24 protein-coding genes and 1 pseudogene are annotated in these 25,936 nt (G+C 62.1%); 12 read left to right on the forward strand and 13 right to left on the reverse strand.

All coding sequences use genetic code 11. The features are described from left to right. Positions 1 to 6 precede the first annotated feature (6 nt). The 8 genes from hemW to ACW4TB_RS00775 all read right to left on the reverse strand — a co-directional run bounded on the left by hemW (position 7) and on the right by ACW4TB_RS00775 (position 6,241). On the reverse strand, positions 7 to 1,194 hold the full coding sequence (gene hemW, locus ACW4TB_RS00740) for a radical SAM family heme chaperone HemW (protein WP_254467020.1): 1,188 nt from the start codon (positions 1,192 to 1,194) through the stop codon (positions 7 to 9). Beyond that, positions 1,191 to 1,784, reverse strand: coding sequence for an RdgB/HAM1 family non-canonical purine NTP pyrophosphatase (gene rdgB / locus ACW4TB_RS00745; protein WP_455842879.1), 594 nt, complete (start codon positions 1,782 to 1,784; stop codon positions 1,191 to 1,193). Before rdgB ends, hemW begins: the two co-directional genes overlap by 4 nt. Beyond that, positions 1,784 to 2,218 carry a DUF4426 domain-containing protein gene (locus tag ACW4TB_RS00750; RefSeq protein WP_012312309.1) on the reverse strand — a complete coding sequence of 145 codons (435 nt, stop codon included), beginning with the start codon at positions 2,216 to 2,218 and terminating at the stop codon, positions 1,784 to 1,786. Before ACW4TB_RS00750 ends, rdgB begins: the two co-directional genes overlap by 1 nt. A 22-nt stretch (positions 2,219 to 2,240) precedes the next feature. Then, positions 2,241 to 2,861, reverse strand: coding sequence for a methionine biosynthesis protein MetW (gene metW, locus ACW4TB_RS00755; protein ID WP_012312310.1), 621 nt, complete (start codon positions 2,859 to 2,861; stop codon positions 2,241 to 2,243). Between the two features lie 7 nt (positions 2,862 to 2,868). Next, positions 2,869 to 4,008: a homoserine O-succinyltransferase MetX gene (metX, locus tag ACW4TB_RS00760; protein WP_012312311.1), complete on the reverse strand. Its 1,140-nt coding sequence runs from the start codon at positions 4,006 to 4,008 to the stop codon at positions 2,869 to 2,871. Positions 4,009 to 4,096: 88 nt separating this feature from the next. Beyond that, the gene (locus ACW4TB_RS00765) at positions 4,097 to 4,687 is read right to left on the reverse strand and encodes a YggT family protein (RefSeq protein ID WP_012312312.1); all 591 of its coding nucleotides are present in this window, start codon (positions 4,685 to 4,687) and stop codon (positions 4,097 to 4,099) included. A 10-nt stretch (positions 4,688 to 4,697) separates the two neighbouring features. Continuing rightward, positions 4,698 to 5,516 (reverse strand): pyrroline-5-carboxylate reductase, encoded by an 819-nt coding sequence (proC, locus tag ACW4TB_RS00770; RefSeq protein ID WP_012312313.1) that lies wholly within the window; start codon positions 5,514 to 5,516, stop codon positions 4,698 to 4,700. Positions 5,517 to 5,554: 38 nt separating this feature from the next. Next, on the reverse strand, positions 5,555 to 6,241 hold the full coding sequence (locus ACW4TB_RS00775) for a YggS family pyridoxal phosphate-dependent enzyme (protein ID WP_012312314.1): 687 nt from the start codon (positions 6,239 to 6,241) through the stop codon (positions 5,555 to 5,557). Between the two features lie 65 nt (positions 6,242 to 6,306). On the opposite strand from ACW4TB_RS00775, the gene ACW4TB_RS00780 reads away from it, so the two are divergent. Further along, positions 6,307 to 7,305, forward strand: coding sequence for a type IV pilus twitching motility protein PilT (locus ACW4TB_RS00780; protein ID WP_012312315.1), 999 nt, complete (start codon positions 6,307 to 6,309; stop codon positions 7,303 to 7,305). 36 nt (positions 7,306 to 7,341) lie between these two features. On the opposite strand, the gene ACW4TB_RS00785 is transcribed toward ACW4TB_RS00780, so the two are convergent. Continuing rightward, positions 7,342 to 7,968, reverse strand: a complete 627-nt coding sequence (locus ACW4TB_RS00785; protein ID WP_012312316.1) for a C40 family peptidase — start codon at positions 7,966 to 7,968, stop codon at positions 7,342 to 7,344. 176 nt (positions 7,969 to 8,144) lie between these two features. On the opposite strand from ACW4TB_RS00785, the gene ACW4TB_RS00790 reads away from it, so the two are divergent. Further along, positions 8,145 to 8,564 carry a TM2 domain-containing protein gene (locus ACW4TB_RS00790; protein ID WP_279929276.1) on the forward strand — a complete coding sequence of 140 codons (420 nt, stop codon included), beginning with the start codon at positions 8,145 to 8,147 and terminating at the stop codon, positions 8,562 to 8,564. A 44-nt stretch (positions 8,565 to 8,608) separates the two neighbouring features. On the opposite strand, the gene ACW4TB_RS00795 is transcribed toward ACW4TB_RS00790, so the two are convergent. The 3 genes from ACW4TB_RS00795 to ACW4TB_RS00805 form a co-directional block, all read right to left on the reverse strand. Continuing rightward, complete coding sequence (locus tag ACW4TB_RS00795) at positions 8,609 to 9,307, reverse strand: SPOR domain-containing protein (protein ID WP_012312318.1); 699 nt, start codon at positions 9,305 to 9,307, stop codon at positions 8,609 to 8,611. Between the two features lies 1 nt (position 9,308). Further along, positions 9,309 to 11,045 carry an arginine--tRNA ligase gene (gene argS, locus ACW4TB_RS00800; RefSeq protein ID WP_012312319.1) on the reverse strand — a complete coding sequence of 579 codons (1,737 nt, stop codon included), beginning with the start codon at positions 11,043 to 11,045 and terminating at the stop codon, positions 9,309 to 9,311. Between the two features lie 164 nt (positions 11,046 to 11,209). Beyond that, positions 11,210 to 13,429, reverse strand: coding sequence for a primosomal protein N' (locus tag ACW4TB_RS00805; RefSeq protein ID WP_042111864.1), 2,220 nt, complete (start codon positions 13,427 to 13,429; stop codon positions 11,210 to 11,212). 167 nt (positions 13,430 to 13,596) lie between these two features. Between ACW4TB_RS00805 and rpmE the strand changes: the two genes are divergently transcribed. The 3 genes and pseudogenes from rpmE to ACW4TB_RS00820 form a co-directional block, all read left to right on the forward strand. Then, entirely contained in the window at positions 13,597 to 13,812 is a 216-nt protein-coding gene (gene rpmE / locus ACW4TB_RS00810; RefSeq protein ID WP_012312321.1) for a 50S ribosomal protein L31, read from the forward strand. A 2-nt stretch (positions 13,813 to 13,814) separates the two neighbouring features. Continuing rightward, the gene (locus tag ACW4TB_RS00815; protein ID WP_455828200.1) at positions 13,815 to 14,636 is read left to right on the forward strand and encodes a thermonuclease family protein; all 822 of its coding nucleotides are present in this window, start codon (positions 13,815 to 13,817) and stop codon (positions 14,634 to 14,636) included. A 179-nt stretch (positions 14,637 to 14,815) separates the two neighbouring features. After that, positions 14,816 to 16,033: pseudogene (locus ACW4TB_RS00820) on the forward strand (malic enzyme-like NAD(P)-binding protein); the annotation flags it as partial. 192 nt (positions 16,034 to 16,225) lie between these two features. On the opposite strand, the gene ACW4TB_RS00825 reads toward ACW4TB_RS00820, so the two are convergent. After that, positions 16,226 to 18,679 (reverse strand): penicillin-binding protein 1A, encoded by a 2,454-nt coding sequence (locus ACW4TB_RS00825; RefSeq protein WP_279929268.1) that lies wholly within the window; start codon positions 18,677 to 18,679, stop codon positions 16,226 to 16,228. A 179-nt stretch (positions 18,680 to 18,858) separates the two neighbouring features. Between ACW4TB_RS00825 and pilM the strand changes: the two genes are divergently transcribed. From pilM to ACW4TB_RS00860, 7 genes are all read left to right on the forward strand, one after another. Further along, positions 18,859 to 19,707 carry a type IV pilus biogenesis protein PilM gene (gene pilM, locus ACW4TB_RS00830; protein ID WP_279929267.1) on the forward strand — a complete coding sequence of 283 codons (849 nt, stop codon included), beginning with the start codon at positions 18,859 to 18,861 and terminating at the stop codon, positions 19,705 to 19,707. Next, on the forward strand, positions 19,707 to 20,243 hold the full coding sequence (locus ACW4TB_RS00835; protein ID WP_279929266.1) for a PilN domain-containing protein: 537 nt from the start codon (positions 19,707 to 19,709) through the stop codon (positions 20,241 to 20,243). Before pilM ends, ACW4TB_RS00835 begins: the two co-directional genes overlap by 1 nt. Next, a complete protein-coding gene (locus ACW4TB_RS00840) occupies positions 20,240 to 21,256 on the forward strand; it encodes a pilus assembly protein PilP (RefSeq protein ID WP_279929265.1) in 1,017 nt (338 codons plus the stop codon). The genes ACW4TB_RS00835 and ACW4TB_RS00840 overlap by 4 nt, the downstream gene beginning before the upstream one ends. Then, positions 21,180 to 22,448, forward strand: coding sequence for a type IV pilus secretin PilQ (locus tag ACW4TB_RS00845; protein ID WP_279929263.1), 1,269 nt, complete (start codon positions 21,180 to 21,182; stop codon positions 22,446 to 22,448). The genes ACW4TB_RS00840 and ACW4TB_RS00845 overlap by 77 nt, the downstream gene beginning before the upstream one ends. A 4-nt stretch (positions 22,449 to 22,452) precedes the next feature. Continuing rightward, positions 22,453 to 22,971, forward strand: a complete 519-nt coding sequence (gene aroK, locus ACW4TB_RS00850; protein WP_039602073.1) for a shikimate kinase AroK — start codon at positions 22,453 to 22,455, stop codon at positions 22,969 to 22,971. Positions 22,972 to 23,065: 94 nt separating this feature from the next. Continuing rightward, a complete protein-coding gene (aroB, locus tag ACW4TB_RS00855; protein WP_279929260.1) occupies positions 23,066 to 24,163 on the forward strand; it encodes a 3-dehydroquinate synthase in 1,098 nt (365 codons plus the stop codon). 15 nt (positions 24,164 to 24,178) lie between these two features. Next, positions 24,179 to 25,759: an SPOR domain-containing protein gene (locus ACW4TB_RS00860; RefSeq protein ID WP_012312332.1), complete on the forward strand. Its 1,581-nt coding sequence runs from the start codon at positions 24,179 to 24,181 to the stop codon at positions 25,757 to 25,759. Positions 25,760 to 25,936 lie beyond the last annotated feature (177 nt).

The following is a 25,936-nucleotide window of genomic DNA, read 5'->3' on the forward strand; positions in this document are numbered from 1 at the left end:
TCATCCTTAGGTCAAGAAATACTGCAGCAGGTCATTGAGGAACAACTGGCCGCGTGGCGTGGCCACCAGCCGATCCGGTTCGACCTGCAAAAGCCCTTTTTGTTCGGCGGCGCGGCGGGCCTCAGCCAGTTGCACCAGCGGCAAGCCGGTACGCTGGCTGAACAGCTCGGCTTCCACGCCATCTGTCAGGCGCAGTGCGTTCATCAAGAACTCGAACGGCAGCTCGTCCACCGGCAGCAGCTTCTCGCCGGCCTTGAACGGCTTGGCCAGGTTCAGGTAGTCCTTGGGCAGGCGGGTCTTCCAGGTGCGCAGGATGCGGCCGTCGGCAAAGGTCTGCTTACCGTGGGCGCCGGCGCCGATGCCGATGAAATCGCCAAAGCGCCAGTAGTTCAGGTTGTGCTTGGCGGCACGCCCAGGCTGGGCATAGGCCGAAACCTCATACTGCTTGTAGCCGTGGGCCGCCATCAGTGCCTGGCCGGCCTCCTGAATGTCCCAAAGAATGTCGTCCTCGGGCAGTTCCGGCGGTTGGTTCCAGAACACCGTGTTTGGCTCCACGGTCAGTTGGTACCAGGACAGGTGCGTTGGCCCCAGGTCGATGGCCTGGCGCAAGTCACCCAACGCATCGTTCAGCGACTGATCTGGCAGGCCGTGCATCAGGTCCATGTTGAAGTTGTCGAAGCCGGCTGCCCGGGCCATGTCCGCTGCGCGGATTGCTTCGTCGCCATTGTGGATGCGCCCCAGCGCTTGCAGTTTGGCCGGCTGGAAGCTCTGTACGCCAATCGACAGACGATTGATGCCCGTTTGCCGGTACGCCTTGAATTTCTCCTGCTCGAACGTCCCGGGGTTGGCTTCCAGGGTGATCTCGATGTCCGGCTCGAAGGGGATGCGTTGCTCCACGCCGCGCAGCAGCCTGCCAAGGGCATTGGCGCTGAACAGGCTAGGGGTGCCGCCGCCGAAGAAGATCGATGATATTGGCCTTCCCTGAACAGCAGGCAGCTCTTGGTCGAGGTCGGTCAGCAGGGCATCGACATAGGCCTCTTCCGGAAGATCAGGCCCAGCCGCATGGGAGTTGAAGTCGCAGTAAGGGCATTTGCGCACGCACCACGGAATGTGGATGTACAGTGCCAAAGGTGGCAGCGTGGCGAAACCCGCCACGCCAGGCTGGCGCGGCTGGGTAGACAACAGTTCGATCATGCCAGGCCCAGACGTTGGCGCAGCAGAGCCATGGCGCGGGCGCGGTGGCTGAGCTGGTTCTTGTCGGCAGGCGCGAGGTCGGCGCTCGAGCAGTTGCGCTCAGGCACCCAGAACAGCGGGTCATAGCCAAAGCCTTGTTCGCCGCTGGCTTCGCACATGATGCGCCCATGCCACAGGCCTTCGCAGAGGATGGGCAGTGGATCGTCGGCATGGCGTACCAGTGCCAGTACACAGACAAACTGGGCGCCGCGCTGATCTTGCGGTACATCCTTGAGTGCTTCGAGCAGTTTGGCGTTGTTTGCCGCATCGCCTTTGCCGTCGGCATAACGCGCCGAGTAGATGCCTGGCGCGCCACCGAGGAAGTCGACCGCCAGGCCAGAGTCGTCGGCCAGCGCCGGCAACCCGGAGATGCGTGCGGCATTGCGCGCCTTGAGGATGGCGTTCTCGACGAACGACAGGCCGGTTTCTTCGGGTTCTACCTGGCTGAACTCACCGATCGAGCGCAGTTGCACGGCCTGGCCGAGCATGGCCTGGAGTTCCTTGAGTTTGCCGGCATTGTGGCTGGCCAATACGAGTTGCTGGAGATTCATCATTCGCCTGGGAACACTTCCTGGTTGAAGCTGAGTTTATGGCTGACCCCGCCGGTTTCGACATTCAGGTCGAAGGTCAGCGTCTCGGCCTGTTCGATCTTGAACTGGGCGATGTAGTAGATCGCGCCTCGATCGGTAATCTGCTTGAACGACAACGGGTTGCTGCGCCCGGTGAGGTCTTTTACCGTGCCGCTGACCACCGCCATGGCGGGTTTGCTGGCCTTGAGCACGGCGATGTTGAGCACCCCCTGATTCTTGCTGCGGACAAGCCCTGTGGCGGCGGCAACGTCCGGCTGCAACATGCTGGAGGTGAAGGCGCTGTAGTGCACCGTCACATCGCCGAACACTTCCTTGCGCTCGGGTTTGGCGGCATCGGCAGCCAGTACCGGCAGTGCCAGGCACAAGCTGATCAGAAACAGGGCTAGGCGACGCATGGTGCGATTCCTCTGCTGGGCGTCAGACCGCGAGCTGGTGCTCCTGCAGGCCTGGGCTACTGACGCGATAAATGCCGATTTCCCCTAACAGATTAGGCCAAAGCCGGCCGCCCCACCCATTGCGGTGCAAGTGGTCGACCGCCAGACGGTCCAGGACCTTGGCGCGGCGCTCATGGCACAGCTGCTCGAAGTCGGCAAAGGTGCAGAAGTGGATGTTCGGCGTGTTGTACCAGGTGTACGGCATGAAGTCCGAAACCGGCATGCGGCCTTTGGTCGCCAGGTACCAGCGGCAACGCCAGTGGCCGAAGTTGGGGAAGGTGATGATGCACTGGCGGCCCACCCGCAGCATCTCGTCGAGGATGCGGTCAGGGTACTCCACGGCCTGCAGGGCCTGGGTCATGATCACTACGTCAAAGCTGTTGCTGGCGAAGTTGCCCAGGCCTTTGTCCAGGTCCTGTTCGATGACGTTGACGCCTTTGGCCACACAGGCGGCGATGTTGTCGGGGTCGATCTCCAGGCCGTAGCCGGTGACCTGCTTGCGATCACGCAGCGAGGCCAGCAGCTCGCCACTGCCGCAGCCCAGGTCGAGTACCCGGCTGCCGGCGGGAATCCAGTCGTGGATGATTTCCAGATCGGCTCTCATGCTGTCCTCAGATGGCGATGCGGTTCATGTAGTTCGCGAAACCCTGCATGTAGCGAGGCGTGGGGATCAGGAAGGCATCGTGCCCGTAAGGGGAGTCGATTTCCAGGTAACAGACGTTCTTGCGTGCTGCCATGAGGGCATCGACGATCTCGCGCGAGCGGGCCGGCGAGAAGCGCCAGTCTGTGGTGAACGACATGATGCAGTAGTCGGCTGTGACGTGGGCCAGGGTCGCGGCCAGGTCGCCGCCATTGGCCGCCGCCGGGTCGAAGTAATCCAGCGCCTTGGTCATCAGCAGGTAGGTGTTGGCGTCGAAGCGGCCAGAGAATTCTTCGCCCTGATAGCGCAGGTAGCTCTCGACCTGGAATTCGACGCTGTGGAAGTCGTAATTGAGCTTGTCGCTCTTGAGCTCCCGGCCAAACTTTTCACCCATCGAGTCGTCGGACAGGTAGGTGATATGCCCGACCATGCGCGCCAGCATCAGGCCACGCTTGGGGATCACGCCTTGGTCCTGGAACGAGCCGCCGTGGAATTCGGGGTCGGTGAGGATGGCTTGGCGCGCCACTTCGTTGAAAGCAATGTTCTGGGCCGACAACTTCGGTGCCGAGGCGATGTCGACGCAGTGGCGCACGCGGTCGGGGTAGGTCATGGTCCATTGCAGGGCCTGCATGCCGCCGAGGCTACCGCCGACAATGGCCGCCCACTGCCGGATGCCCAAGCGATCGGCCAGACGTGCCTGGCTGTGTACCCAGTCTTCAACGGTCAGTACCGGGAAATCTGCGCCATACGGCTTGCCGGTGGCGGGGTTGACGCTGCTGGGGCCGGTGCTGCCGTTGCAGCCACCGAGGTTGTTCAGGCTGACCACGAAGAAACGGTTGGTGTCGATCGGCTTGCCGGGGCCGATGCAGCTGTCCCACCAGCCGGGCTTGCGGTCGGTGGTGGCGTGGTAGCCGGCCGCGTGGTGATGGCCAGACAGGGCATGGCAGATCAGCACAGCATTGCTTGCGCTGGCATTCAGGCTGCCATAGGTCTCGTAAACCAGCTCGTAGCTGGCCAGAGAACGGCCACAGGCCAGGGCCAGCGGTTCATCGAAACGGGCTGTTTGCGGTGTAACCAGACCGACGGAATCTTCGGGAAGGACAGTGGACATCGACCCTGCTCACGCTTGACGGAGGCGTAAGTCTAAAGAGCGCTACCCCCAGCGGCAAGCAAAGGCTTGCCGCTGGGAACAACAGGGGTCAGATCATCCGCCACAGTTCTTGTGGCATGCCGGCATAGGCTGCCAGCGGTGGCATGACAAACGACTGGAGCACCTGGATCGCGATGAAGGCGAAGATCGGCGAAATGTCCATGCCGCCCAAGTTGGGCACAATGCGACGGAACGGCGCCAGCACTGGTTCGCTGATCTGGTAGGCCAGCTCGGCCGCCGGATTGTGGCTGTTCGGCGCAACCCAGGACACGATCACCATAACGATCATCGCGACCCAGAAAATCTTCAGGAACAGCGAGGTGATGCCGATGATCGCCCACATCAGCAGGTGCAGCACATCGCCGAAGGTGCCGTAGGTCACCATCAGCACGAAGCCCATCAGCAGAGCCTGGATCACCACCGCCAGCAGCAGCGACGAGGTATCCAGGCCGCCGACGCTTGGGATGATGCGCCGGATCGGCTTGAGCAGCGGCTGCGTGGCGCGCACCGCGAACTGGCACAGCGGGTTGTAGAAGTTGGCCTTTACCAACTGCAGCACGAAGCGCAGCAGGACGATCACCAGGTACAGGCTGACCAAGGTTTGCACCACGAAGATCGCGGCGCCGGACAATGCATTCATCTAATACTCCTTATTTGCCCAATTGCTCGGCCAGCTCGGCAGAACGCTTCGCCGCGGCTGCCAGTGCCTGCTCGACGATGGCTTCGAAACCGTTGCTCTGGAACGACTTGATTGCAGCCTCTGTGGTGCCGGCTGGCGAAGTGACCCGGCGACGCAGCTCGGCGGCGTCAACGTCACTGGCCACCGCCATGTGCGCGGCACCCAGTGCGGTCTGCAGGGTCAGCTGGGTAGCGGTTTCGCGTGGCAGGCCAAGCTTCTCGCCAGCGGCAGTCATGGCTTCGATCAGCAGGAAGAAATAGGCCGGCCCGCTGCCCGAGACAGCTGTCACGGCATCGAGCTGGTGTTCATGCTCAAGCCACAAGGCGGTGCCCACGGCCGATAGCAGCTGCTCGGCCTGCTGGTGCTGTGTGCTGCTCACTTCGGCGGTGGCATACAGCCCGCTTACGCCTTGGCGCAGCAGGGCCGGCGTGTTGGGCATGCAACGCACTACCGGGCGGGCCCCGAGCCAGGCCTGCAGGCTGGCGCAGGTGATGCCGGCGGCAATCGAAACGATCAGTTGGCCATCCTGCAGGTTCGGCTGCAGGGCCTCGCAGACGGTTTTCATCACCTGCGGTTTGACTGCCAGGACGATCACGTCGGCCCCGGCGATGGCCTGTGCGTTGTCTTCGAATACCTCGATACCGTGCTCGGCCTGGACCCGGGTGCGGGTCTCGGCGCCTGGATCGCTGGCGCGGATCTGCGTGGCGTCCAGGCCCTGGGCGCGCAGGCCGCCGATCAGGCTGGCAGCCATGTTGCCGGCGCCGATGAAGGCAATACGTGTCTTGCTCATGTCAGGTCCTTGAGGGAAAGAGTGAGTAAAGCATGGAATCAGGCGGGGCCGTAGCTGCGGGCGCCGAACAGGGCGGTGCCGATACGCACCCAGGTCGCACCCTGCGCGATCGCGGCTTCCAGGTCGTGGCTCATGCCCATGGACAGGGTATCAAGGCCAAGATTCAGGCCCTCCTGCAACTGCCGCAGGCTGGCGAAGGCGGCTTCTTGCTCGGCGCGGTCTTCGCTGGGTTCGGGGATCGCCATCAGCCCGCGCAGGCGCAGGTTGGGCAGTACGGCCACGGCATTGGCCAGTGCCGGCAGGTCCTCGGGGGCGCAGCCGGATTTGCTTTCTTCGCCGCTGACATTCACCTGCAGGCAGATGTTCAGAGGTGGCAGGTCTTTGGGGCGCTGTTCGGACAGGCGTTGGGCGATCTTCAGGCGGTCCACGGAGTGTACCCAGTCGAAATGCTCGGCAATGGCTTTGGTCTTGTTCGACTGAATGGGGCCGATGAAGTGCCAGATCAAGGGCAAGTCCCGCAGGTCGTCCTGTTTGGCCAGGGCCTCCTGCAGGTAGTTTTCACCGACATCACAAACGCCTGCGGCATGCAGCTCGCGGATGGCACTAGCCGGTTTGGTCTTACTGACTGCCAGCAGATGAAGGCTGGCCGGGTCGCGTCCGGCGGCCTTGGCTGCGCTATCGATACGTGCGGCAAGGGCGCAAAGGTTGTCTGCTATGGTGGACATGGATCGATGCCGTTGGCTCAGGAGTCTGCGGCATTCTACCTGCTTGATGGCCGTTGGGGAGTCTCATGGACGTGACTGACCTGTTGGCCCGGGCTGGCGATGCAGGGGCGAGTGACCTGCACCTGGCCGCGGGCGAGATACCAATGCTACGCGTGGATGGCGAACTGCGGCGCATGGCGCTACCGAGCGTGACGCCCGTGGCGTTGAGCGATGCCCTGGCGCCGCTGCTCGATGAGGGCCAGCGCCAGCGGTGGGCGCAAGGTGATGAGCAGGACCTGGCACTGGATCTGCCCTCGCTCGGGCGCTTTCGTCTAAACCTCTTTCGCCAGTTGAATGGCCCGGCGGCCACCTTTCGCTTGATCCCGAAGCGGATTGCGACACTCGACGAGCTCGGCCTGGAAGATGTGTTTCGGTCTGTTGCACATTGGACTGACGGTCTGATTCTGGTCGGCGGGCCTACCGGCAGCGGTAAATCCAGCACTATGGCTACCCTGATCGATCAGTTGAACCGCCAGCGCTCCTTGCACATCATCACCCTCGAAGACCCAGTCGAAGTTATCCACAGCAGCGAGCGAAGCCTTGTCAATCAGCGTGAGATCGGTCGGCACTGCCGTGACTTTTCGCAAGGGTTGCGCAGCGCGCTGCGTCAGGACCCAGATGTGATCGTCATAGGCGAATTGCGCGACCTGGAGACGATTCGCCTGGCGTTGCGGGCCGCGGAGACCGGGCACCTGGTGCTGGCAACGGTGCATACGCGCTCGGCTGCTGGCAGTGTCGACCGGCTGGTGGAAGTGTTTGCCGCCGAGGAGAAACCGCTGATGCGGGCGATGTTGGCGGAGTCACTGCGTATGGTGGTTGCACAGGTGCTGGTCAAGGGTGTGGGGGGTGGGCGGGTGGCCGCCCGGGAGGTGCTGGTGGCTACGCCTGCGGTGCGCAACCTGATCCGCGAGGGGCGTATGGCACAATTGAATTCGGTGATGCAGACGGGGGCTGCGCAAGGAATGCGGACGATGGAGGGGGCGTTGCAGCGATTGAAGACCGAAGGTTTGATCGGGGCCGTATAGCAGTGGCCCCAGCAATCCATGGGTGAACTGGCCAGGTTAGCGCTTGGCCAGGGCCAACTGCTGCGGCGCCTTCGGCAACACCCGCTTGGCCACGACATAGTGCTTCTGCCAGTAAGGTTTGCTCAGGTTGTCGATGCTCACCCGCTTGCCGCGGCGCGGTGCGTGGATGAAGCGATCGTTGCCCAGGTAGATGGCTACGTGGTTGACGCGCCGGCTCTTGATGTTGAAGAAGATCAGGTCGCCAGGCTTCAGATCGCTTTTAGCCACCTTCACGCCGTGGCCCTGGGCCATGGCATTGGAGGTGCGCGGCAAGTCGACATCAGCCACATCGTTGAAGGCGTACTTGACCAGCCCGCTGCAGTCGAAGCCTTTTTTAGGGCTGCTGCCGCCCCAAACATAAGGGGTACCGAGCACGTTCACGGCGCGGCTTAGCACATCGCTGCTCTGTTTCGGCGACATGGCGGCGACCGGCAGGTTATGAACCTGACCAGCGTTATTGGCGCGTGCACGCATCGCGGTGTGCTTGCTCGGCGCGTGTTTCACCGTGGCATTGGTGGTATAGCCGGTGAAACCATTGGGAAGACGTTGCTCACGGTTGGTGGCGTGGGCGGCCAGGGGCAATAATAGGCAGAGGGTCAGCCATGTCTTTAACAAAGGCGGCATAGATGAAGCTCTTGTGAAGTTTTGATGTTGGTTTTGGTGTTGGCGCGCAACTTTATAACAGCTTTTTGATCAATTTCTGATCCGTTGGTCGATTGTCATGCTGCCGTACGTCGGCCTGCACCGCAAAAGTCACATTTTTTTTTAGAAAATTTTCGGCTAAGCCATGGGGGCTATGAATGAACAGCTATGAAAGCGGGGCGCCGTTTCACGACACCCACAGCAAGGTCATCGGCTATCTGTTGTGGATTTTCGGCTTCACTGGTTCGCATCGTTTCTACTACGGCAAGCCGATTACCGGGACGATCTGGTTCTTCACCCTGGGTCTGCTCGGCATAGGCTGGCTGATCGACCTGTTCCTGATTCCGTCGATGGACCGGGAGGCCGACTTGCGCTTCCAGTCTGGACGCATCGACTACAACATTGCCTGGATACTGCTGACCTTCCTCGGTATTTTTGGCGTGCATCGCCTGTACCAGGGCAAGTGGATCACCGCGATCATCTACTTCTTCACCGGTGGCCTGTTCCTGGTGGGTGTGCTGTATGACTTCTGGACGCTGAACAGTCAGGTTTCCCAGGCCAACGCCAAACGCCGTTGAGCACAAAAAAGGCCTTGTCACGCAGAGCGACAAGGCCTTTTTCGTTACTGGCGGGTCTGCCGCTGCTGCAGTAGCAGGTTACTGAACCCCGCTCCGGCCAGCTGCTTCTGCGCACCGGTCAACTGTTCACGGTTGCTGTATGGGCCGACCAGCACGCGGTACCAGGTTTCATCCTTGACCGTGCCCGACTCCACCTTCACCGTCTGGCCCAGCAGGATGATCTGCGCCCGCACCTTGTCGGCGTCGGCCTGTTTACGGAACGACCCGGCCTGAAGGAAGTATTGCGTGGTGGCCGCAGGCTTGATCACTGGCGGAGCCGGGGGTGGCGTCTGGCCCAACAGTGCAGCCTGGGCGCGCGCAGTGTCGATTTTCGCCGCTTCGGCAGGTGTGACCGGAGTCACCGGCTGGGCTGGGACAGGCGGCGTCTTCTCAGGCACGGCTTCTGGCGGCACGATCACTTCCGACTCGGGCAGCAGAGTGTAGAAGTCATACTTGGGCTTTACCGGCTGCTGCGTCGTGGCCGCCGTGGACTTGCCCGCCTCGGCAACTTTCTCGGGCTTCTGCTGCTCGGGCTTGGCGCGCTTGATATCGCCACCGCCAGGCTCGAGCTTCATCAGAAAGACGATGAAGGCGCCGACCGTCAGGCCGACCGCCAACCATATCCAACCGGGGATCGGCTGTTTGGCCGGTGCCTGGGTGCGGCTTGCACCGCGCTTGGGAGCTGGTTTTTTCTTGGCGGCCAACTTACATGCGCTCCAGGGTTTCCAGGCCGAGCAGTTCCAGACCTTGCTTCAGGGTGCGACCCGTCAGGGCCGCCAGGCGCAGACGGCTCTGCTGCTGCTCGGGGGTTTCGGCGGCGAGGATCGGGCAATTCTCGTAGAAGCTGGAGAACAGGCCGGCCAGGTCGTACAGGTAGGTGCACAACACGTGCGGGGTGCCCTTGTCCGCGACGTTGTTGAGGATTTCGCCGAATTGCGCCAGGCGTGCAGCCAGGTCCTGCTCGTGGGCAGCCTGCAGGACGATGTGGCCTTCCACCTCGTCAAAGCCCTTGCCCAACTTGCGGAACACGCCGGCCACGCGGGTGTAGGCGTACAGCAGGTAGGGCGCGGTGTTGCCTTCGAAGTTGAGCATCAGCTCAAAGTTGAAGCTGTAGTCGCTGGTGCGGTGCTTGGACAAGTCCGCGTATTTCACCGCGCCGATACCGACCACTTCACCGATGTGGCGCAATTCGTCCTCGGCCAGGCTCGGGTTTTTCTCCTTGACCAGTGCGTAGGCACGCTCCTTGGCCTCGGTGAGCAGGTCGATCAGCTTCACGGTGCCGCCGTCACGGGTCTTGAACGGGCGGCCATCGGCGCCGTTCATGGTGCCGAAGCCCATGTGTTCCATCTGCATCGGGTGCCCGACGAAACCGGCACGGCGCGCCACTTCGAACACCTGGTTGAAGTGCAGCGCCTGGCGCTGGTCGACGAAGTACAGTGCGCGGTCGGCCTTGAGCACATTGCTGCGGTAGCGCACTGCAGCCAGGTCGGTGGTGGCGTACAGGTAGCCGCCGTCGGCCTTCTGCACGATCACGGGCAATGGCTCGCCTTCGCTGTTCTTGAACTCTTCGAGGAACACGCACTGGGCGCCTTGGTCCTCGACCAGCAGGCCTTTGGCCTTGAGGTCGGCAACCACGTTGGCGAGGTCGGCGTTATAGGCGCTTTCGCCCATCACGTCGGCCATGGTCAGTTTGACGTTGAGCAACTCGTAGGTTTTCTGGCAGTGCGACAGCGAAATGTCCTTGAAGCGCGTCCACAGGGCCATGCAGTCCGGGTCGCCGGCCTGCAGCTTGACCACCAGGCCGCGGGCGCGGGTGGCGAATTCCTCGGACTCGTCGAAGCGCTTCTTGGCGGCGCGGTAGAAGTTCTCCAGGTCAGACAACTCGTCGCTGGTGATCGGGTTTTCTTCCAGATAGGCCAGCAGCATGCCGAACTGAGTACCCCAGTCGCCCACGTGGTTCTGGCGGATGACCTGGTCGCCCAGGAATTCCAGCACGCGGGCGACGCTGTCACCGATGATGGTGGATCGCAGGTGGCCGACGTGCATCTCTTTGGCCAGGTTCGGTGCCGACATATCGATCACCACCTTCTGCGCAGGGCCAGCCTTGCGCGCACCCAGGTGTGCATCGGCCAGGGCGGCGTCCAGGCGGTTGGCCAAGGCGTCGGTGTTCTGGAAGAAGTTCAAAAAGCCTGGGCCTGCGATTTCGGCCTTGCTGATGTCTGCACTGGCCGGCAGGGCTGCAATCAGCTTTTCGGCCAGGTCACGCGGCTTCATGCCAGCCGGCTTGGCCAGCATCATCGCGATGTTGCTGGCGAAGTCGCCGTGTGTCTTGTCCCGGGCGTTTTCCACCTGGATCGCCGGCGACAGCCCTTCAGGCAGCACACCGTCGGTGACGAGTTGGGTGAGGGCTTGCTGGATCAGCTGGCGAATGGTGTCTTTCATGGGGATCTCTTTTCGACCGCTAGCGCGGTGGAGCGCCTGGATGCGCAGGTGGAAAAACTGGGTATTATCCGTTGCTGGGGCCGGGTTGCCAACCTTTGAGCTGCAAGCTGCAAGCTGCAAGAAAAAGCGCCATCGCCCGGCCTGCTCTTGCTCTTGCTTGCAGCTCAATAAAGGTCGACCGGGTCGACATCCAGCGACCAGCGTACTTGTCGCCCGCCTGGAAGCTGCTCCAACACTAGCAACCAGGCACTGATCAGTCGATGCAGCGGTGCCCGGGTTTCGGCCTGTATCAGCAATTGCGCACGGAAGCGCCCGGCCTTGCGCTCCATCGGAGCAGGCACCGGGCCCAACAGTTCAATGCCGGGCAAGCGTTGCTCCGCAACCAGGCGCTGCGCTGCGTTGCAGGCTTCGTCGAGAAAACCTTCGGCCTGCCCTGGCTTGTGCGCTTCGGCGCGCAGCAGGGCAAGGTGGGAATACGGTGGCAGGCCGGCGGCGCGGCGCTCGTCCAGGGCCTGTTCGGCAAAGGCGAAGTAGCCTTGCTCGGTCAACTGTACCAGTAGGGGGTGGTCGGCCAGGTGCGTCTGGATGACCACTTTGCCGGGCTCCTCGGCACGCCCGGCGCGCCCGGCCACCTGCACGATGAGTTGTGCCATGCGCTCGGTGGCGCGAAAGTCGCCGGAGAACAGCCCCCCATCGGCATCGAGAATCGCGACCAAGGTAACCCGCGGAAAGTGGTGCCCCTTAGCCAGCATCTGCGTCCCGACCAGGATGCTCGGCTGGCCGCGCTGAATGGTGCTGAACAAATTGTTCATGGCGTCCTTGCGGGCCGTGCTGTCGCGGTCGACCCGCAGGATTGGGTAATCGGGGAACAATACCTTCAGACGTTCCTCGGCGCGCTCGGTACCTGCACCTACCGGGCGCAAGTCGACATGGTTGCACTTAGGGCACTGGTGCGGCAGGCGTTCGTCGTACCCGCAATGGTGGCAGCGCAGCACGCCGGCGCGCTGGTGCACGGTCATGCGGGCATCGCAGCGCGGGCATTCGCTGAGCCAGCCGCAGTCGTGGCATAGCAGCGTCGGGGCGAAACCGCGGCGGTTGAGGAAAACCAGCACCTGCTGGCCTGCTTCCAGTGTCTGGCGGATGGCCTGTTGCAGGGGACCGCTGATGCCACTGTCCAGCGGCAGGCTTTTCACGTCCAGGCGTAACATGCGTGGCGGGCGCGCGCCCCCTGCGCGTTGGTTCATGCGTAGCAGGCGGTAGCGGCCGGTCAGGGCATTGTGCAGGGTTTCCAGCGAAGGGGTGGCCGAGCCGAGCAGAATCGGGATGTTTTCCTGGTGAGCGCGCACCATCGCAAGGTCGCGGGCGTGGTAGCGCAGGCCTTCCTGCTGCTTATAGGAACCGTCATGTTCCTCGTCGATGATGATCAGGCCCGGGTTCTTCATTGGGGTGAACAGCGCCGAACGCGTGCCGATGATGATATCGGCCTCGCCATCTCGCGCTGCCAGCCAGGCGTCGAGGCGTTCGCGGTCATTGACGGCCGAATGCACCAAGGCGATGCGTGCGTTGAAACGCTGTTCGAAACGCGCCAGGGTTTGCGGGCCGAGGTTGATTTCCGGGATCAGCACCAGCGCCTGCTTTCCAGCCTCCAGGGTTTCGCGGATCAGTTGCAGGTAGACCTCGGTCTTGCCGCTGCCGGTAACGCCGGCCAGGAGGAACGCATTGAAACCGCCAAAGCCATCGCGCACAGCCTCGAATGCTTCGCGCTGCTCGTCGTTGAGCGGCAGTTCCGGTTGGGCCAGCCAGTGTTCATGCCGTTGCGCCGGCAGGTGGCGGCGTACTTCCTGCTGAACCAGGTCCTTGGCGAGCAGCAGATCGAGGCTGTCCTTGTTCAGGTTCAGTTTGCTCAAAAGGCTGTGGGCAACGCCATGCGGGTGTTGGGCCAAGGTTTTCAGGGCGTCGCGCTGGCGCGGTGCGCGTGCGATGCGGGGGTCTTCAAGGCGGGCGCCGGGGGCCACGTGCCAGAAGCGTTCCTGGCGCATCTCGGCCGGCTCGCCCTGGCGCAGCAAGGTGGGCAAGGCCCAGCTCAGGGTGTCGCCGAGGCTGTGCTGGTAGTACTGGGCCGTCCACAGGCATAGCTTGAACAGCGGCGCCGGCACCGGTGAAACGGGGTCGAGCAGGGCGCTGGCCGGTTTCAGCTTGTCGGCAGGGACTTCGCTGTGGTCGCAGACCTCTACCAGCACGCCGATCATCTCGCGGCGGCCGAACGGCACTCGGATGCGCATCCCGGGAGTGAGTGCCTGGCGCGCCATGCTCGCCGGCGCCCGGTAGTCGAACAGGCGACGCAGGGGGGAGGGCAGGGCAAGGCGCAGGATGACGTCGGACACGCGTAAGGTCTCGCAGGGCATTTCAAAGACTGGCGAGCCTAGCAGACGACAGTCGGTGCAAGCGACAACTTGCGTCGACGCAGCTCTCTGGTATTATTCCCCGCCTAATTACGTGCGGTATTCAACAATTGGTGTTGGGTGGCGGCACGCAGCTCGAGGAAGTGACCATGAAAGCTGATATTCATCCGAACTACGAAGCAGTTGCTGTGACCTGCAGCTGCGGCAACAAATTCGAAACCCGTTCGACCCTGGGCAGCACCCTGGCGATCGACGTTTGCAACCTGTGCCACCCGTTCTACACCGGTAAGCAGAAAGTGCTGGACACCGGTGGTCGCGTTCAGCGCTTCGCCGATCGCTTCGGTATGTTCGGTACCAAGAAGTAATCATGCGCATGGCGAATCCTTCGGGCTTCGCGTTGTTGCTGAAAAAGGCGCCCCTTGTGGGCGCCTTTTTTGTGGGCGCGCTTTGGCAAGTGCCGGCCCTGGCGTTTTGCCCATTGCCGGACAGGCCGCAGATCGTGGCAGTGCGTCAGGTGGTCGATGGCGATACCCTGCGCCTTACCGATGGTCGCAGCGTGCGCATGATTGGCATCAACGCCCCGGAGATAGGGCGCAAGGGGCGCACCAGCGAACCGTTTGCCGAGGCCGCCAAGCGGCGTTTGCAAGCCTTGGTCAAAGCCAGCGACGGCCGTGTCGGCTTGGTGCTCGGCGTCGAGCCCAAGGACAAGTACGGCCGGACGCTGGCACATGTTTACGCCCGCACTGGCGACAATCTTGAAGCGCGATTGTTTGGCGAAGGGCTTGGTTATCGCGTCGCGGTTGCGCCCAATGTGCGTTTGGTGGCGTGCCAGCAAGTGGCCGAGCAATCGGCGCGCAAGGCAGGCGCTGGCCTTTGGCGCAGTTCACCGGTACTTCGCGCAAGCCAGGTCCGCGAGTCGGGCTTTGCAGTGATCGGCGGCACCATCCGGAATATTGCACGCAATCGTGGCGGCATCTGGCTGGAACTGGAAACTGGCGTGGTGCTTCAGGTTCCCGCTCGTCTGCAACGCAACTTCCCCAAAGGCTTCTTCGATAACCTCAAGGGACGCCAGGTCGAGGCGCGTGGTTGGGTGCTGGATCGTTCCCGCAAGGGTGGGCTCAAGCCGGGGCAGCGACGCTGGGTGTTGCCAATCACCGATCCGAGCATGCTGGAGCGCATTTCAAGCTGAAAAGATGTAGACATTTCGCTACTAGATTGTACACACTGTCGCTTGAATGCCCCCGTGTGTTATAGCGTAAAGTCGTAGGCTAAAGGCCTTGACACAAGTGACCGACCAGTCTTGTGGCTCCCCGGCTCTTTGCGTATCCTCGGCGGTCCGTCAGAACAGTAAATAGCGGAATGCCCACCATGTCAGACCTGAAAACCGCCGCTCTCGAATACCACGCTCAACCTCGTCCGGGGAAACTGAGCGTCGAGCTCTCCAAGCCCACCGCCACCGCCCGCGATCTCGCCCTGGCCTACAGCCCAGGCGTTGCAGAACCGGTGCGTGAAATCGGCCGTGATCCTGAGCTGGCCTACAAATACACTGGCAAGGGCAACCTTGTTGCAGTTATTTCCGATGGCACCGCCATCCTCGGTCTGGGTGACCTTGGCCCACTGGCTTCCAAGCCGGTCATGGAAGGCAAGGGTGTTCTGTTCAAGCGTTTCGCCGGTATCGACGTATTCGATATCGAAGTCGAGTCGGAAAGCCCGCAAGCTTTCATTGACACCGTTCGCCGCATCTCGATCACCTTCGGTGGCATCAACCTCGAAGACATCAAGGCGCCAGAGTGCTTCGAAATCGAGCGCACCCTGATCGAGCAGTGCGACATTCCAGTGTTCCACGATGACCAGCACGGCACCGCAATCGTTACCGCAGCCGGTATGATCAACGCCCTGGAAATCGCAGGCAAAAAGCTCGAAGACGCCAAGATCGTCTGCCTGGGTGCCGGCGCTGCCGCCATCTCCTGCATGAAGCTGCTGGTCAGCATGGGTGCCAAGGTCGAAAACATCTTCATGATCGACCGCAGCGGCGTGATCCACGCTGGCCGTGACGACCTGAACCAGTACAAGGCCCAGTTCGCTCACGCTACCGACAAACGCACCCTGGCTGATGCGCTGGACGGTGCCGATGTGTTCGTTGGCCTGTCCGGCCCGAACCTGCTGAGCGCGGAAGGCCTGAAATCGATGGCTGCCAACCCGATCGTGTTCGCCTGCTCGAACCCGGACCCGGAGATCTCGCCAGAGCTGGCTCATGCCACCCGCAACGACGTGATCATGGCTACCGGTCGTTCCGACTACCCGAACCAGGTCAACAACGTGCTGGGCTTCCCGTTCATCTTCCGTGGTGCCCTGGACGTACGCGCCAAGCGTATCAACGAAGAAATGAAGATCGCCGCCGCCATCGCCCTGAAGGACCTGGCCAAGCTGCCGGTGCCTAAGGAAGTTTGCGAAGCCTATGGCGTTGAAGGCCTGGAATTCGGTCGCGAGTACATCATTCCGAAGCCGCTGGACGCACGTCTGATCACCGTGGTTTCCGATGCCGTAGCCAAGGCTGCCATCGAATCCGGCGTGGCTACCCTGCCATATCCGAAGCACTACCCGCTCAACAGCGTTGACGAAGTGTTCAACGGCTGAAGCAGGGCGCAAAAAAGAACCGGCTCATATGAGCCGGTTTTTTTTTGTTCAAGCTGCGAGCTACAAGCTACAAGCCGGATCGTGCTAGTACTGACTGGCGCGGTGGGACAGCCAGTATAGGAACCTCTTGCAGCTTGCAGCTCAGAACAGATCCATGGGCGCCGCTTCATCGGCCGGCAGCGGGCTGCCCGGCGCTGCACCGTTGCCCAGTTCATCCACCGACGGTGGCGAATCTTCAGCCTTGAACAGTTCGAAGTAGGCGTTAGGCGTGCTTGGAGAGGCCGCACGACCGCTGACCGGGTCGACCCGCAGGCTGAGGATGCCTTCCGGTTCTGCAGGCGGGTGGTTGGGCTTGTCCTTCAGGGCCGCGCCCATGAAGCTCATCCAGATCGGCAGGGCAGCCGTCCCGCCGTATTCGCGGCGACCCAAGGTTTCCGGCTGGTCGAAACCGACCCAGACGGTAGTGACGTAATCGGCGTTGTAGCCGGAGAACCAGGCATCCTTGGACTCGTTGGTGGTGCCGGTCTTGCCCGCCAGGTCCGTACGACCCAGGGCCAGGGCGCGGCGCCCGGTCCCGCGTTTGATCACGTCTTGCAGCATGCTGGTGAGGATGTAGGTGGTACGGCCATCAATGATCTGCTCGGCGGTTACCGGTACCTGTGTGGCGGGTGCGGGCAGGCCAGGAACGGACGGCGCCTCACCTGGCAGCGACGCCGTGCTGATCGGCTGTTCTGGTGCCGCCAGGCCCGCATCGTCTTCGGCGCCCTGCGGCACGCGCGCAGGGTTGGCGGTGAACAGCGTCTCGCCGTTGCGGCTCTCGATGCGCTCGATCAGGTACGGGTTGATCTTGTAACCACCGTTGGCGAAGGTGCTCCAGCCGGTGGCGATTTCCATTGGCGTCAGGGTCGCGGTGCCCAATGCCAGCGACAGGTTGGGCGGCAGGTCCTGTTTGTTGAAGCCGAACTTGGTGATGTAGTCGATGGTACGCCCTACGCCCATGGCCTGCAGCAGGCGGATCGATACCAGGTTGCGCGACTTGTACAGCGCTTCGCGCATTCGAATCGGGCCGAGGAAGGTGTTGGTGTCATTCTTGGGTCGCCATTCCTTGTCCAGGTACTCGTCGACGAACACGATCGGAGCGTCGTTGACCAGGCTGGCGGCGGTATAGCCACTGTCCAGTGCTGCGCTATAGATGAACGGCTTGAAGCTTGACCCTGGCTGGCGCTTGGCCTGCATGGCGCGGTTGTAGTTGCTCTGCTCGAACGAGAAACCCCCAACCAGCGCACGGATGGCGCCGTTGTAAGGGTCCAGAGTAATCAGTGCACTCTGTGCTGCCGGCACCTGGCTGAACTTCAGTTTGCCGTCGTCCAGCCGCTGCACGCGCACCAGGTCGCCAATCTGGGCTACGTCTGCCGGCGATTGTGGCGCCCGGCCCTGCGCATTGCTATTGATGAACGGGCGCGCCCACTTCATGGTGTCCCAGGCGACGTCTTCTTCCTTGCCGCCACGGGTCAGCACCTTCAGGCCACTCTTATCAACCTGGGTAACGATGGCCGGTTCCAGCCCGCCCAAGGTGCGCTGCTTGTTCAATTCCTGCAGCCAGGCAGCCTGGCCTTTGCCCGGGAAGCGCGATTCAGGGCCGCGGTAGCCGTGGCGCTCATCATAATCGGACAGGCCACCGTGAACGGCCTTGTTGGCGATTTCCTGCATGTCGCTCGGCACTGTGGTGGTGACGCGGAAACCCTCGGTATACGCATCGCTGCCATAGCGGCCAACCATTTCGGCACGGGCCATCTCGGCGATGTAGGGCGCGTTAACCTCAGGCGCCGATACGTGGTAGCTGGCGTTGAGCGGTTCGGCCAGGGCGGCCTGGTAGCTCGCCTCGTCAATTTTGCCGAGCTTGTACATGCGGCCCAGGATCCAGTCGCGACGCTCTTTTGCACGCACCGGGTTGGCCAAAGGGTTGAAGCGCGACGGTGCCTTGGGCAGGCCGGCGATCATCGCCATCTGCGCCAGGCTCACGTCACGGATCGACTTGCCATAGTAAACCTGTGCGGCAGCGTCGATGCCGTAGGCGCGGTTGCCCAGGTAGATCTTGTTCACGTACAGCTCGAGGATTTCGTCCTTGGTCAGTTCGCGCTCGATCTGCAGGGCCAGGAGAATCTCGTTGGTCTTGCGCGAGAAGCTGCGCTCGCTGGTGAGGAAGAAGTTCTTCGCCACCTGCATGGTGATTGTGCTGCCGCCGGTCTGTATGTGACCGGTTTTCACCAGTTGGGTCGCGGCGCGCATCAGGCTTCCCGGGTCGACGCCGTAGTGATTGAGGAAATTGTCGTCCTCTGCTGACAGAAGCGCCTGAATGAATTGCGGGGGAATGTCCGCGAAGCGGATGGGCGAGCGGCGCATTTCGCCAAACTCGGCGATCAGCTTGCCATCGCTGCTGTACACCCTCAGGGGGATCTGCAACTGGATGCTTCTGAGCGAATCGACCGACGGCAGGTTGGGGCTAAGATACAGAAACGCACCGCTCACACCGAGTACGAGCGCGCAGATGACTGCGACGAAAGACCACCAGAAGAACTTCAGCAGGCGTATCAAGGCTTTTGGGTGTCCAGGTTGAGGGGTGAGTTGCGCACGGAGCCGGCGGACGAAAAAAACGCTGGGCATTATAAGCATTTTTCGCCTCGCCGGGTGACCGGCCGGGCGGCCCGCTGCACCGTCTGGTCATCAAACCATGGTGCTGGCGCGGGTTTCAGGGCTGACACAAAGGAGCAGCGATGCTTGGACGCATTGGCAAGGATGCCGGTTCACTGTTGGGGGTTGAAATTGCCGCCGATTCGGTTCGGCTTGTACAACTGCGACGTAGAAAAGGGCGCTGTGAGCGTCTTGCCTGGGAGGTTGAGCGATTCGAGCCCGCAGGTACTGCTGATTGGTGGCAGGTGCCCGATCGCGTTGTTGCGGCGCTGCGTAGTGCTTGTCGGCGCAGTGGCAGTCGCCAGCGCCGGGTCGCAGTGGCCCTGCCTGCCTCGCAGGTAATCTGCAAGTTGTGCCAGCTACCGGCAGACCTGCCAGTAGCCGAGATGGAGGCGCAACTTTTGGCTGATGCGGACAGGTTGTTTCCGTTTCCGCTGGAAGACCTGGTGATGGACTTCCAGGTTTTGGGTGCTTCATGTGGACAGGCTGGCGCACATGATGTCCTGGTGGTGGCCTGCCGGCAGACCGTGCTGCAGCCGTTGGAAGCGCTGTTCGATGAGGCTGGGTTGCAGCTGGAGGTCGTGGAGGTCGACAGCATCGCCTTGTTGCGAATGATGCCACAACCGCGTGCAGACGGCTCCGCGCTGCTGCGTCTCGAGGCCGGCGGCGCAACCCTGCATTGCTGGTCACAGGGTATGTTGCCGCAGCGGCGCGAAGTGGCCTTGGGCCGGCTGGGTGAACTGTTTGTCGATGATCTACAGGTACAAGACCTGCTTCTGACGGGAAGCGTGCTGCTTGAGCAAGGTCGGCTCGGTGAATTGTTCGACCAGTTGAGTATGCCTTGCCGGCCATTGCCGCAGGTGGCTGGTCTTACATGCCACGACGACAATATGGCACTGGCGGCCGCCCTGGCGCTGGGAGCTTTGCGCTGATGCTGCGTATCAATCTTCTGCCCTGGCGCGAGCAGCAGCGCCAGGCGGCGCTTCGCCGCTTGCGGTTCATGCTGCTTGGCGGTGTGGTGCTGGCACTGTGTGTTGTGTTGTTGATGGATCAGCTGGCACGCCAGCGTGCGCAGCATCATGCTAATGCCAACCTCGCTCGCCAGGCCGTCATCACAGAGCTCAATACGCAGTTGGAGCAGCTAGACGGTATTCAGAAGGCCATCGAGGCAGTAAGGGCCCAAACGACCGTACTGGACGCCTTGTACGCTGATCAAGAGCTTCTGACGACGCTGTTTACCGATCTGGAGCGGGCATTGCCTGAGGGCGTTCAGGTTGTCGAACTGAGGGTCGAGGGTGAGCGGTTGCACTTGGCTGGGCTGGCCGCTTCCAGTGCTGTGATCGCTCAGTTGATGCGGGATCTCGGGCGCTCCGGGATATTGCTCGATCTGGAACTGAAGCGGATCAAGAGCATGCCTGCAGGAGAAGAGTTCTTGCTGCTGGCGCGGATGTCGGCGTCCTGGTCGTGAATCTGCTCTTGCGTCTGGACTGGCAGGCGCTCGTCGCGCGCTCGCGCTTGTTCCGATGTGCACTGCCGATAGTCACGGCGTGCCTTGTATTTGCGGCTGGGTGCCTGGTTCGCTGGCCGGAATGGCGGCAACTGCAGCAGACAGAGCAGGCAAACCAAAGGGCCCTGAACGACATGCATCAGGCCAAGGCCACCCAAGTGTTGGCACGTGTGCATTCCCCGCAAGCGCTGAGTGAAGCCCAGCGGCGCCTGGACGATATGCGATGGCGCCTGGCGGCTGGGGGCGAAATCAGTGATCTGCTCGATCAGTTGGCCGCGTCGGGGCCTGTGCATGGGCTGCATTTCGAGCAACTTGAGGTACTGGAGGAGCAGAGTCAGGCAGGTTTTGGACGAACGCCGCTGGATGTGCAGGTAGTGGGGCGTTACGCGGCATTGCGAATGTGGCTCGATGATTGGCTTGGGCAGGTTCGCCTGCTGCGTGCCGGTGATATGCATCTGGCCAGTGCTCATGGCAGGCCCGGATTGTTGAGGTTAAGGCTGCGTGTCGACGCCTTCCATGCCGATGGGGCGGTGGCAGAGCCGGAATCACTGGCTTGGTTGCCTGCCCGTGATCAGGTTAAGCCCCCTGTTGCCGATCCGTTTTCAGTTTGGTCGGGCCGCGCTGTCAGGCAAGGGCTCGCCAATATACCGCTTGCTCAGCTTGAAATGGTCGGCAGCTTGTCCCGAGGCATGCAGCATGAGGCTCTGCTGTTGTCTTCAGGGCGGCTCTATCGCGTGCGTTCCGGTGACCGGCTGGGGCGCGATGAGGGGATGGTAGTGCGCGTAGATGAGCAACAGGTCGAGGTGTGCGAACGGTTGTTCGTAGGAGGCACTTGGCGTGAGCGTACTACATTGCTGACGCTCAGGAAGGGCGTGGACAGGGAGATCCAGGAGGACAATGAACGGGTTGATGAAGTGGCTGGTGGCGGCATTGCTGCCGATGCCGTTGCTGGCGGCAACGCCTTATCGGGGTGAACCGATTTCGCTGAACTTCCAGGACGTAGAAGTGCGCCTTGTGTTGCAGGTGCTTGCCGATTATGCCGGGATCAATCTGGTCGCAAGCGACACGGTGCAGGGCAGTATTACCTTGCGTCTGCAGGATGTTCCTTGGGATCAGGCTCTGGAACTGGTGTTGCGCAGCAAAGGGCTGGGCCGGCGGGAGGAGGGCAATGTGCTGTTGGTGGCGCCAGCGGCTGAGCTGGCCGAACAGGCCCTGGGAGCGCGCATGGGGTTGGAGCTGGAGGCCCAATCGCGGCCGTTGCGCCGCGAGTTGCTGCCGATACACCACGCCGAGGCCTCGGAACTTGCCGAGTTGCTGCTGGCTACGTTGGCCGATGACGGCATTCTGACTGGCCGCGGTAGTTTGAGTGTGGATGTGCGCACCAATACGCTGGTTGCGCACCAGCCTGAGGACCGGCTTGCCGAGTTGCGCCAGTTGGTTGCGCAACTGGATGTGCCGGTACGACAGGTAGAGATCGAGGCGCGCATCGTGGAGGCCAATGTCGATTACGAGAACAGCCTTGGGGTGCGCTGGGGCCCTCGCCTCTACAGCGAAGCCCCTGCTTTGGGCAAGGACGTGTTTGTTGATCTTGGCATGGAGCGGGCCGGCTCCAGCATCGGCTTTGGGGTGTTGCGTGGGGGCGTGCTGTTGGACCTTGAACTCAGCGCCATGGAGAAGACCGGTAATGGTGAAATCATTTCCCAGCCCAAGGTGGTCACCGCTAACAACGAAACTGCCCGCATCCTCAAAGGTACCGAAGTCCCTTACCAGGAGACCACGAAGAGTGGCGCTACGTCGGTTACATTCCGCGAGGCGTCGCTGTCGTTGGAGGTCACTCCGCAGATCACGCCGGACGGCAAGGTGATCATGACGGTCAAGGTGACCAAGGACGAGCCTGATTTCGTCAATGCCTTGAACGATGTACCGCCGATCCGCAAGAACGAGGTCAATGCCAAGGTACGGGTAGCTGACGGGGAAACCATCGTCATTGGCGGTGTGTATTCGACGACGCAAAACAATGTGGTGGACAAGGTGCCATTTTTCGGCGATCTGCCGTATGTTGGGCGGCTGTTTCGACGCGATGCATTACAAGAGAAAAAATCCGAGCTGCTGGTCTTCCTGACTCCGCGTATCATGAATGACCAGGCGATTGCTGTGAGTCGTTGATTCTGTGCGAAATTTGATACTTGTAGGGCCCATGGGCGCTGGAAAAAGCACCATCGGGCGCCTGTTGGCCAAAGAGCTGCGCCTGCTGTTCAAAGATTCCGACAAGGAAATCGAACTGAAAACAGGCGCCAACATCCCGTGGATCTTCGACAAAGAAGGCGAGCCGGGCTTCCGTGACCGTGAGCAGGCGATGATCGCCGAGCTCTGCGCGCTCGATGGCGTGGTCGTGGCGACCGGCGGCGGCGCGGTGATGCGCGAGGCCAACCGCCAGGCCCTGCACCATGGTGGCCGGGTGATCTACCTGCACGCCTCAGTGGAACAGCAGGTCGGGCGTACTGCGCGCGATCGCAATCGCCCGTTGCTGCGTACTGCCAATCCGGAAGCGACTTTGCGTAGCCTTCTTGAAGCACGCGACCCGCTCTACCGTGAGATCGCCGACATCGTGGTTGAAACCGACGAACGGCCCCCGCGCATGGTCGTACTGGATATTCTCGAGCGCTTGCAGCAGTTGCCGCCCCGGTAGGCCGGGACTATTCTCGGCCAGCGCCGAGGCGAGGTTCAACGTTACCGCGTGGGTCGCTCAGCCGACGCCGCGCCCAAGTACATTGTGGGGATACATGCAGACACTTAAGGTCGACCTGGGCGAGCGCAGCTACCCGATCTATATTGGCGAAGGCCTGCTTGACCAGCCAGAACTGCTGGCGCCGCATATTGCCGGCCGGCAGGTTGCCATCGTTTCCAACGAGACCGTCGCGCCCCTGTATCTCGAACGCCTGAGCAAGACGCTGGGTGCCTATTCGGTGCTGCCAGTGATCCTCCCGGATGGCGAAGCCCACAAAAACTGGGAAACCCTGCAGTTGATCTTCGACGGGCTCCTCACGGCCCGGCACGACCGCCGCACCACGGTGGTGGCCCTCGGTGGTGGCGTTATCGGCGACATGGCCGGCTTCGCTGCGGCGTGCTATCAGCGCGGCGTCGATTTCATCCAGGTACCGACCACCCTGCTTTCCCAGGTGGACTCCTCTGTCGGCGGCAAAACCGGCATCAACCATCCGCTAGGCAAGAACATGGTGGGTGCGTTCTACCAGCCCAACGCCGTGCTGATCGACACCACCACTCTCAATACCCTGCCCGAGCGCGAGCTGTCGGCGGGCCTGGCCGAAGTGATCAAGTACGGGCTGATCTGCGACAAGCCCTTCCTTGGTTGGCTCGAGGACAATATCAAGGCTTTGCGCGCCCTCGAGCCAGCGGCGCTGACCGAAGCGATCCAGCGCTCGTGTGCAGCCAAGGCAGCGGTGGTCGGGGCTGATGAACGTGAGTCTGGTGTGCGCGCGACGCTCAACTTGGGGCATACCTTCGGGCATGCCATCGAAACGCATATGGGCTACGGTGTCTGGTTGCACGGCGAAGCCGTGGCAGCGGGTACGGTGATGGCCCTGGAGATGTCGATGCGTCTGGGCTGGATCGATCAGTCCGAGCGCGATCGCGCAATCCGCCTGCTGCAGGATGCAGGTTTGCCGGTGGTGCCACCACAGGAAATGACCCCGGCGCATTTCATGGAGCATATGGCGGTCGACAAGAAGGTGATTGATGGGCGTTTGCGTCTGGTGCTCCTGCGCCAGATGGGCGAAGCCGTGGTTACCGACGACTATCCGAAAGAGATTCTTCAGGCCACGCTGTCGGCGGATTACCGCGCGATCGTGGCCCAGCTTTGAGGTTGTGACAGCGCAATGACCAGTTTGCATGCCGATGAGGCGTTTCTCGACCATTACCAGTTGAGCCACGATCCGTTCGCGCCGCGTGTGCCCGGCTTCAAGTTTTTCCCTGCCCAGCGCAAGCCTGTGCTCGGCCAACTGCACCACCTGGCCCGTTACAGCCAGCTGATGCTGGTGGTTACAGGCCCGGTCGGCAGTGGTAAAACCTTGTTGCGCCAGGCCTTGGTGGCCAGTACCAACAAGCAGTCGGTACAGAGCGTAGTGGTATCGGCGCGCGGCGCCAGCGACGCCGCCAGCGTGCTGGGCCAGGTGGCCCAGGCGCTGGACGTGGCCCCGGCGGAAGTTCAGGCGATCCTCTCCAAGGTGGTACAGCTTGCCCTCACCGGGCAGGAAGTCTATTTACTGGTGGACGATGCGGAACAACTCGACGAGTCGGCACTCCAAGCGTTGCTGGAGCTGGCGGCAGGTGTCCCGGAGGGGCGCCCGCACGTGTTCCTGTTCGGCGAAGCGTCGCTGATCGCCGGGTTGGATGAGATCCATGTCGAGGAAGAACGTTTCCACGTCATCGAACTCGCCCCCTACAGCGAGGAAGAGACCCGCGAGTACCTGGAGCAGCGCCTGGAAGGTGCAGGCCGGGGCATCGAGGTGTTCACCCATGAGCAGATCGTCGATATTCATGAACACTCCGACGGTTGGCCTGGCAACATCAACCAGGTCGCCCGCGATACCTTGATCGAAGCCATGATCGCCAGCCGTAGTACGGCGAAGCGACCAACCATGGGGTTCAAAATGCCTAAGAAACACGTGCTCGCGCTGTCCGCTGTCGTTGTGGTGGCCGTTGCTGCCGCGGTTCTCATGCCCAAGAAAAGCGACAAGGCGGCTACGGATGCGCCCGCGGCCCAAGCCCAATTGCCGCTGGGGGAAGCAAAGCCCACTGACCCGGCCATCGAATTCTCAGGCTCGTCGCAGCCGATGCCACTGCCCTTGGTTGGCCAGTCGCAGCCGGTGATGCGCGAGCCGCTGGCGCAGGCCGCCGGCATGGGGGATGGTGAAGAAGGTGGCCCGGCGGACAGCACTGCGCTGCAGCCAGGCAATCCGCCAACGGTAACGACCATTGCCCCGCCGCAGGGTGAGGCTGCAGGCCCCGCACCCACCATGGCCCAGGCCACCACCAGCGCGCCGCCGGCTCAGCCGGTTGCGCCTGCGCAGAAGCCGGTAGCAACCCAGCCGGCCAAGCCGGTTGCACCTGCCAAGCCCGCTCCGGCACCGACCCAGGTTGCCACTGCCAAACCGGCTGGCGGCAGCGGTAACAGCGGCTGGTACTCCGGACAGAAACCAGGCAATTATGTAGTGCAGATCCTTGGTACGAGCTCCGAAGCGTCGGCGCAGGCCTTCGTCAAGGCGCAGGGTGGCGACTATCGCTACTTCAAGAAAAACCTGCAAGGCAAGCCGCTCTACGTGGTCACCTACGGCAGCTTCGCCAACCGCGATGCAGCGGTTGCGGCAATCAAGAACTTGCCAGCGAAGGTTCAGGCTGGTAAACCTTGGCCACGTACTGTCGCCAGCGTCCAACAAGAGCTGGCTACGGCCCGCTGATACCTTCCGGGCGGCACCACCCCGCCGCCCAGTTGCTGAGCGATAACTGACTTTCGTCTAGCCTGCTGCGCCCGAGCGCGGCAGGCTTTTCTGTCCCAGGCTGCCGGCCACAAGCCAACCTTGCAGTCATGGCTGAAACGCTTCAGACTCGAGCCAAGCCGCTATCACGGCGCATGG

The sequence above is a fragment of the Lelliottia jeotgali genome, assembly GCF_977070485.1.

Bases quoted from the DNA above. Each gene is read 5' to 3' on its own strand.
- hemW (WP_254467020.1), bottom strand. From the start codon at position 1,194: ATGATCGAACTGTTGTCTACCCAGCCGCGCCAGCCTGGCGTGGCGGGT.
- rdgB (WP_455842879.1), bottom strand. From the start codon at position 1,784: ATGAATCTCCAGCAACTCGTATTGGCCAGCCACAATGCCGGCAAACTC.
- ACW4TB_RS00750 (WP_012312309.1), bottom strand. From the start codon at position 2,218: ATGCGTCGCCTAGCCCTGTTTCTGATCAGCTTGTGCCTGGCACTGCCG.
- metW (WP_012312310.1), bottom strand. From the start codon at position 2,861: ATGAGAGCCGATCTGGAAATCATCCACGACTGGATTCCCGCCGGCAGC.
- metX (WP_012312311.1), bottom strand. From the start codon at position 4,008: ATGTCCACTGTCCTTCCCGAAGATTCCGTCGGTCTGGTTACACCGCAA.
- ACW4TB_RS00765 (WP_012312312.1), bottom strand. From the start codon at position 4,687: ATGAATGCATTGTCCGGCGCCGCGATCTTCGTGGTGCAAACCTTGGTC.
- proC (WP_012312313.1), bottom strand. From the start codon at position 5,516: ATGAGCAAGACACGTATTGCCTTCATCGGCGCCGGCAACATGGCTGCC.
- ACW4TB_RS00775 (WP_012312314.1), bottom strand. From the start codon at position 6,241: ATGTCCACCATAGCAGACAACCTTTGCGCCCTTGCCGCACGTATCGAT.
- ACW4TB_RS00780 (WP_012312315.1), top strand. From the start codon at position 6,307: ATGGACGTGACTGACCTGTTGGCCCGGGCTGGCGATGCAGGGGCGAGT.
- ACW4TB_RS00785 (WP_012312316.1), bottom strand. From the start codon at position 7,968: ATGCCGCCTTTGTTAAAGACATGGCTGACCCTCTGCCTATTATTGCCC.
- ACW4TB_RS00790 (WP_279929276.1), top strand. From the start codon at position 8,145: ATGAACAGCTATGAAAGCGGGGCGCCGTTTCACGACACCCACAGCAAG.
- argS (WP_012312319.1), bottom strand. From the start codon at position 11,045: ATGAAAGACACCATTCGCCAGCTGATCCAGCAAGCCCTCACCCAACTC.
- rpmE (WP_012312321.1), top strand. From the start codon at position 13,597: ATGAAAGCTGATATTCATCCGAACTACGAAGCAGTTGCTGTGACCTGC.
- ACW4TB_RS00815 (WP_455828200.1), top strand. From the start codon at position 13,815: ATGCGCATGGCGAATCCTTCGGGCTTCGCGTTGTTGCTGAAAAAGGCG.
- pilM (WP_279929267.1), top strand. From the start codon at position 18,859: ATGCTTGGACGCATTGGCAAGGATGCCGGTTCACTGTTGGGGGTTGAA.
- ACW4TB_RS00835 (WP_279929266.1), top strand. From the start codon at position 19,707: ATGCTGCGTATCAATCTTCTGCCCTGGCGCGAGCAGCAGCGCCAGGCG.
- ACW4TB_RS00845 (WP_279929263.1), top strand. From the start codon at position 21,180: ATGAACGGGTTGATGAAGTGGCTGGTGGCGGCATTGCTGCCGATGCCG.
- aroB (WP_279929260.1), top strand. From the start codon at position 23,066: ATGCAGACACTTAAGGTCGACCTGGGCGAGCGCAGCTACCCGATCTAT.
- ACW4TB_RS00860 (WP_012312332.1), top strand. From the start codon at position 24,179: ATGACCAGTTTGCATGCCGATGAGGCGTTTCTCGACCATTACCAGTTG.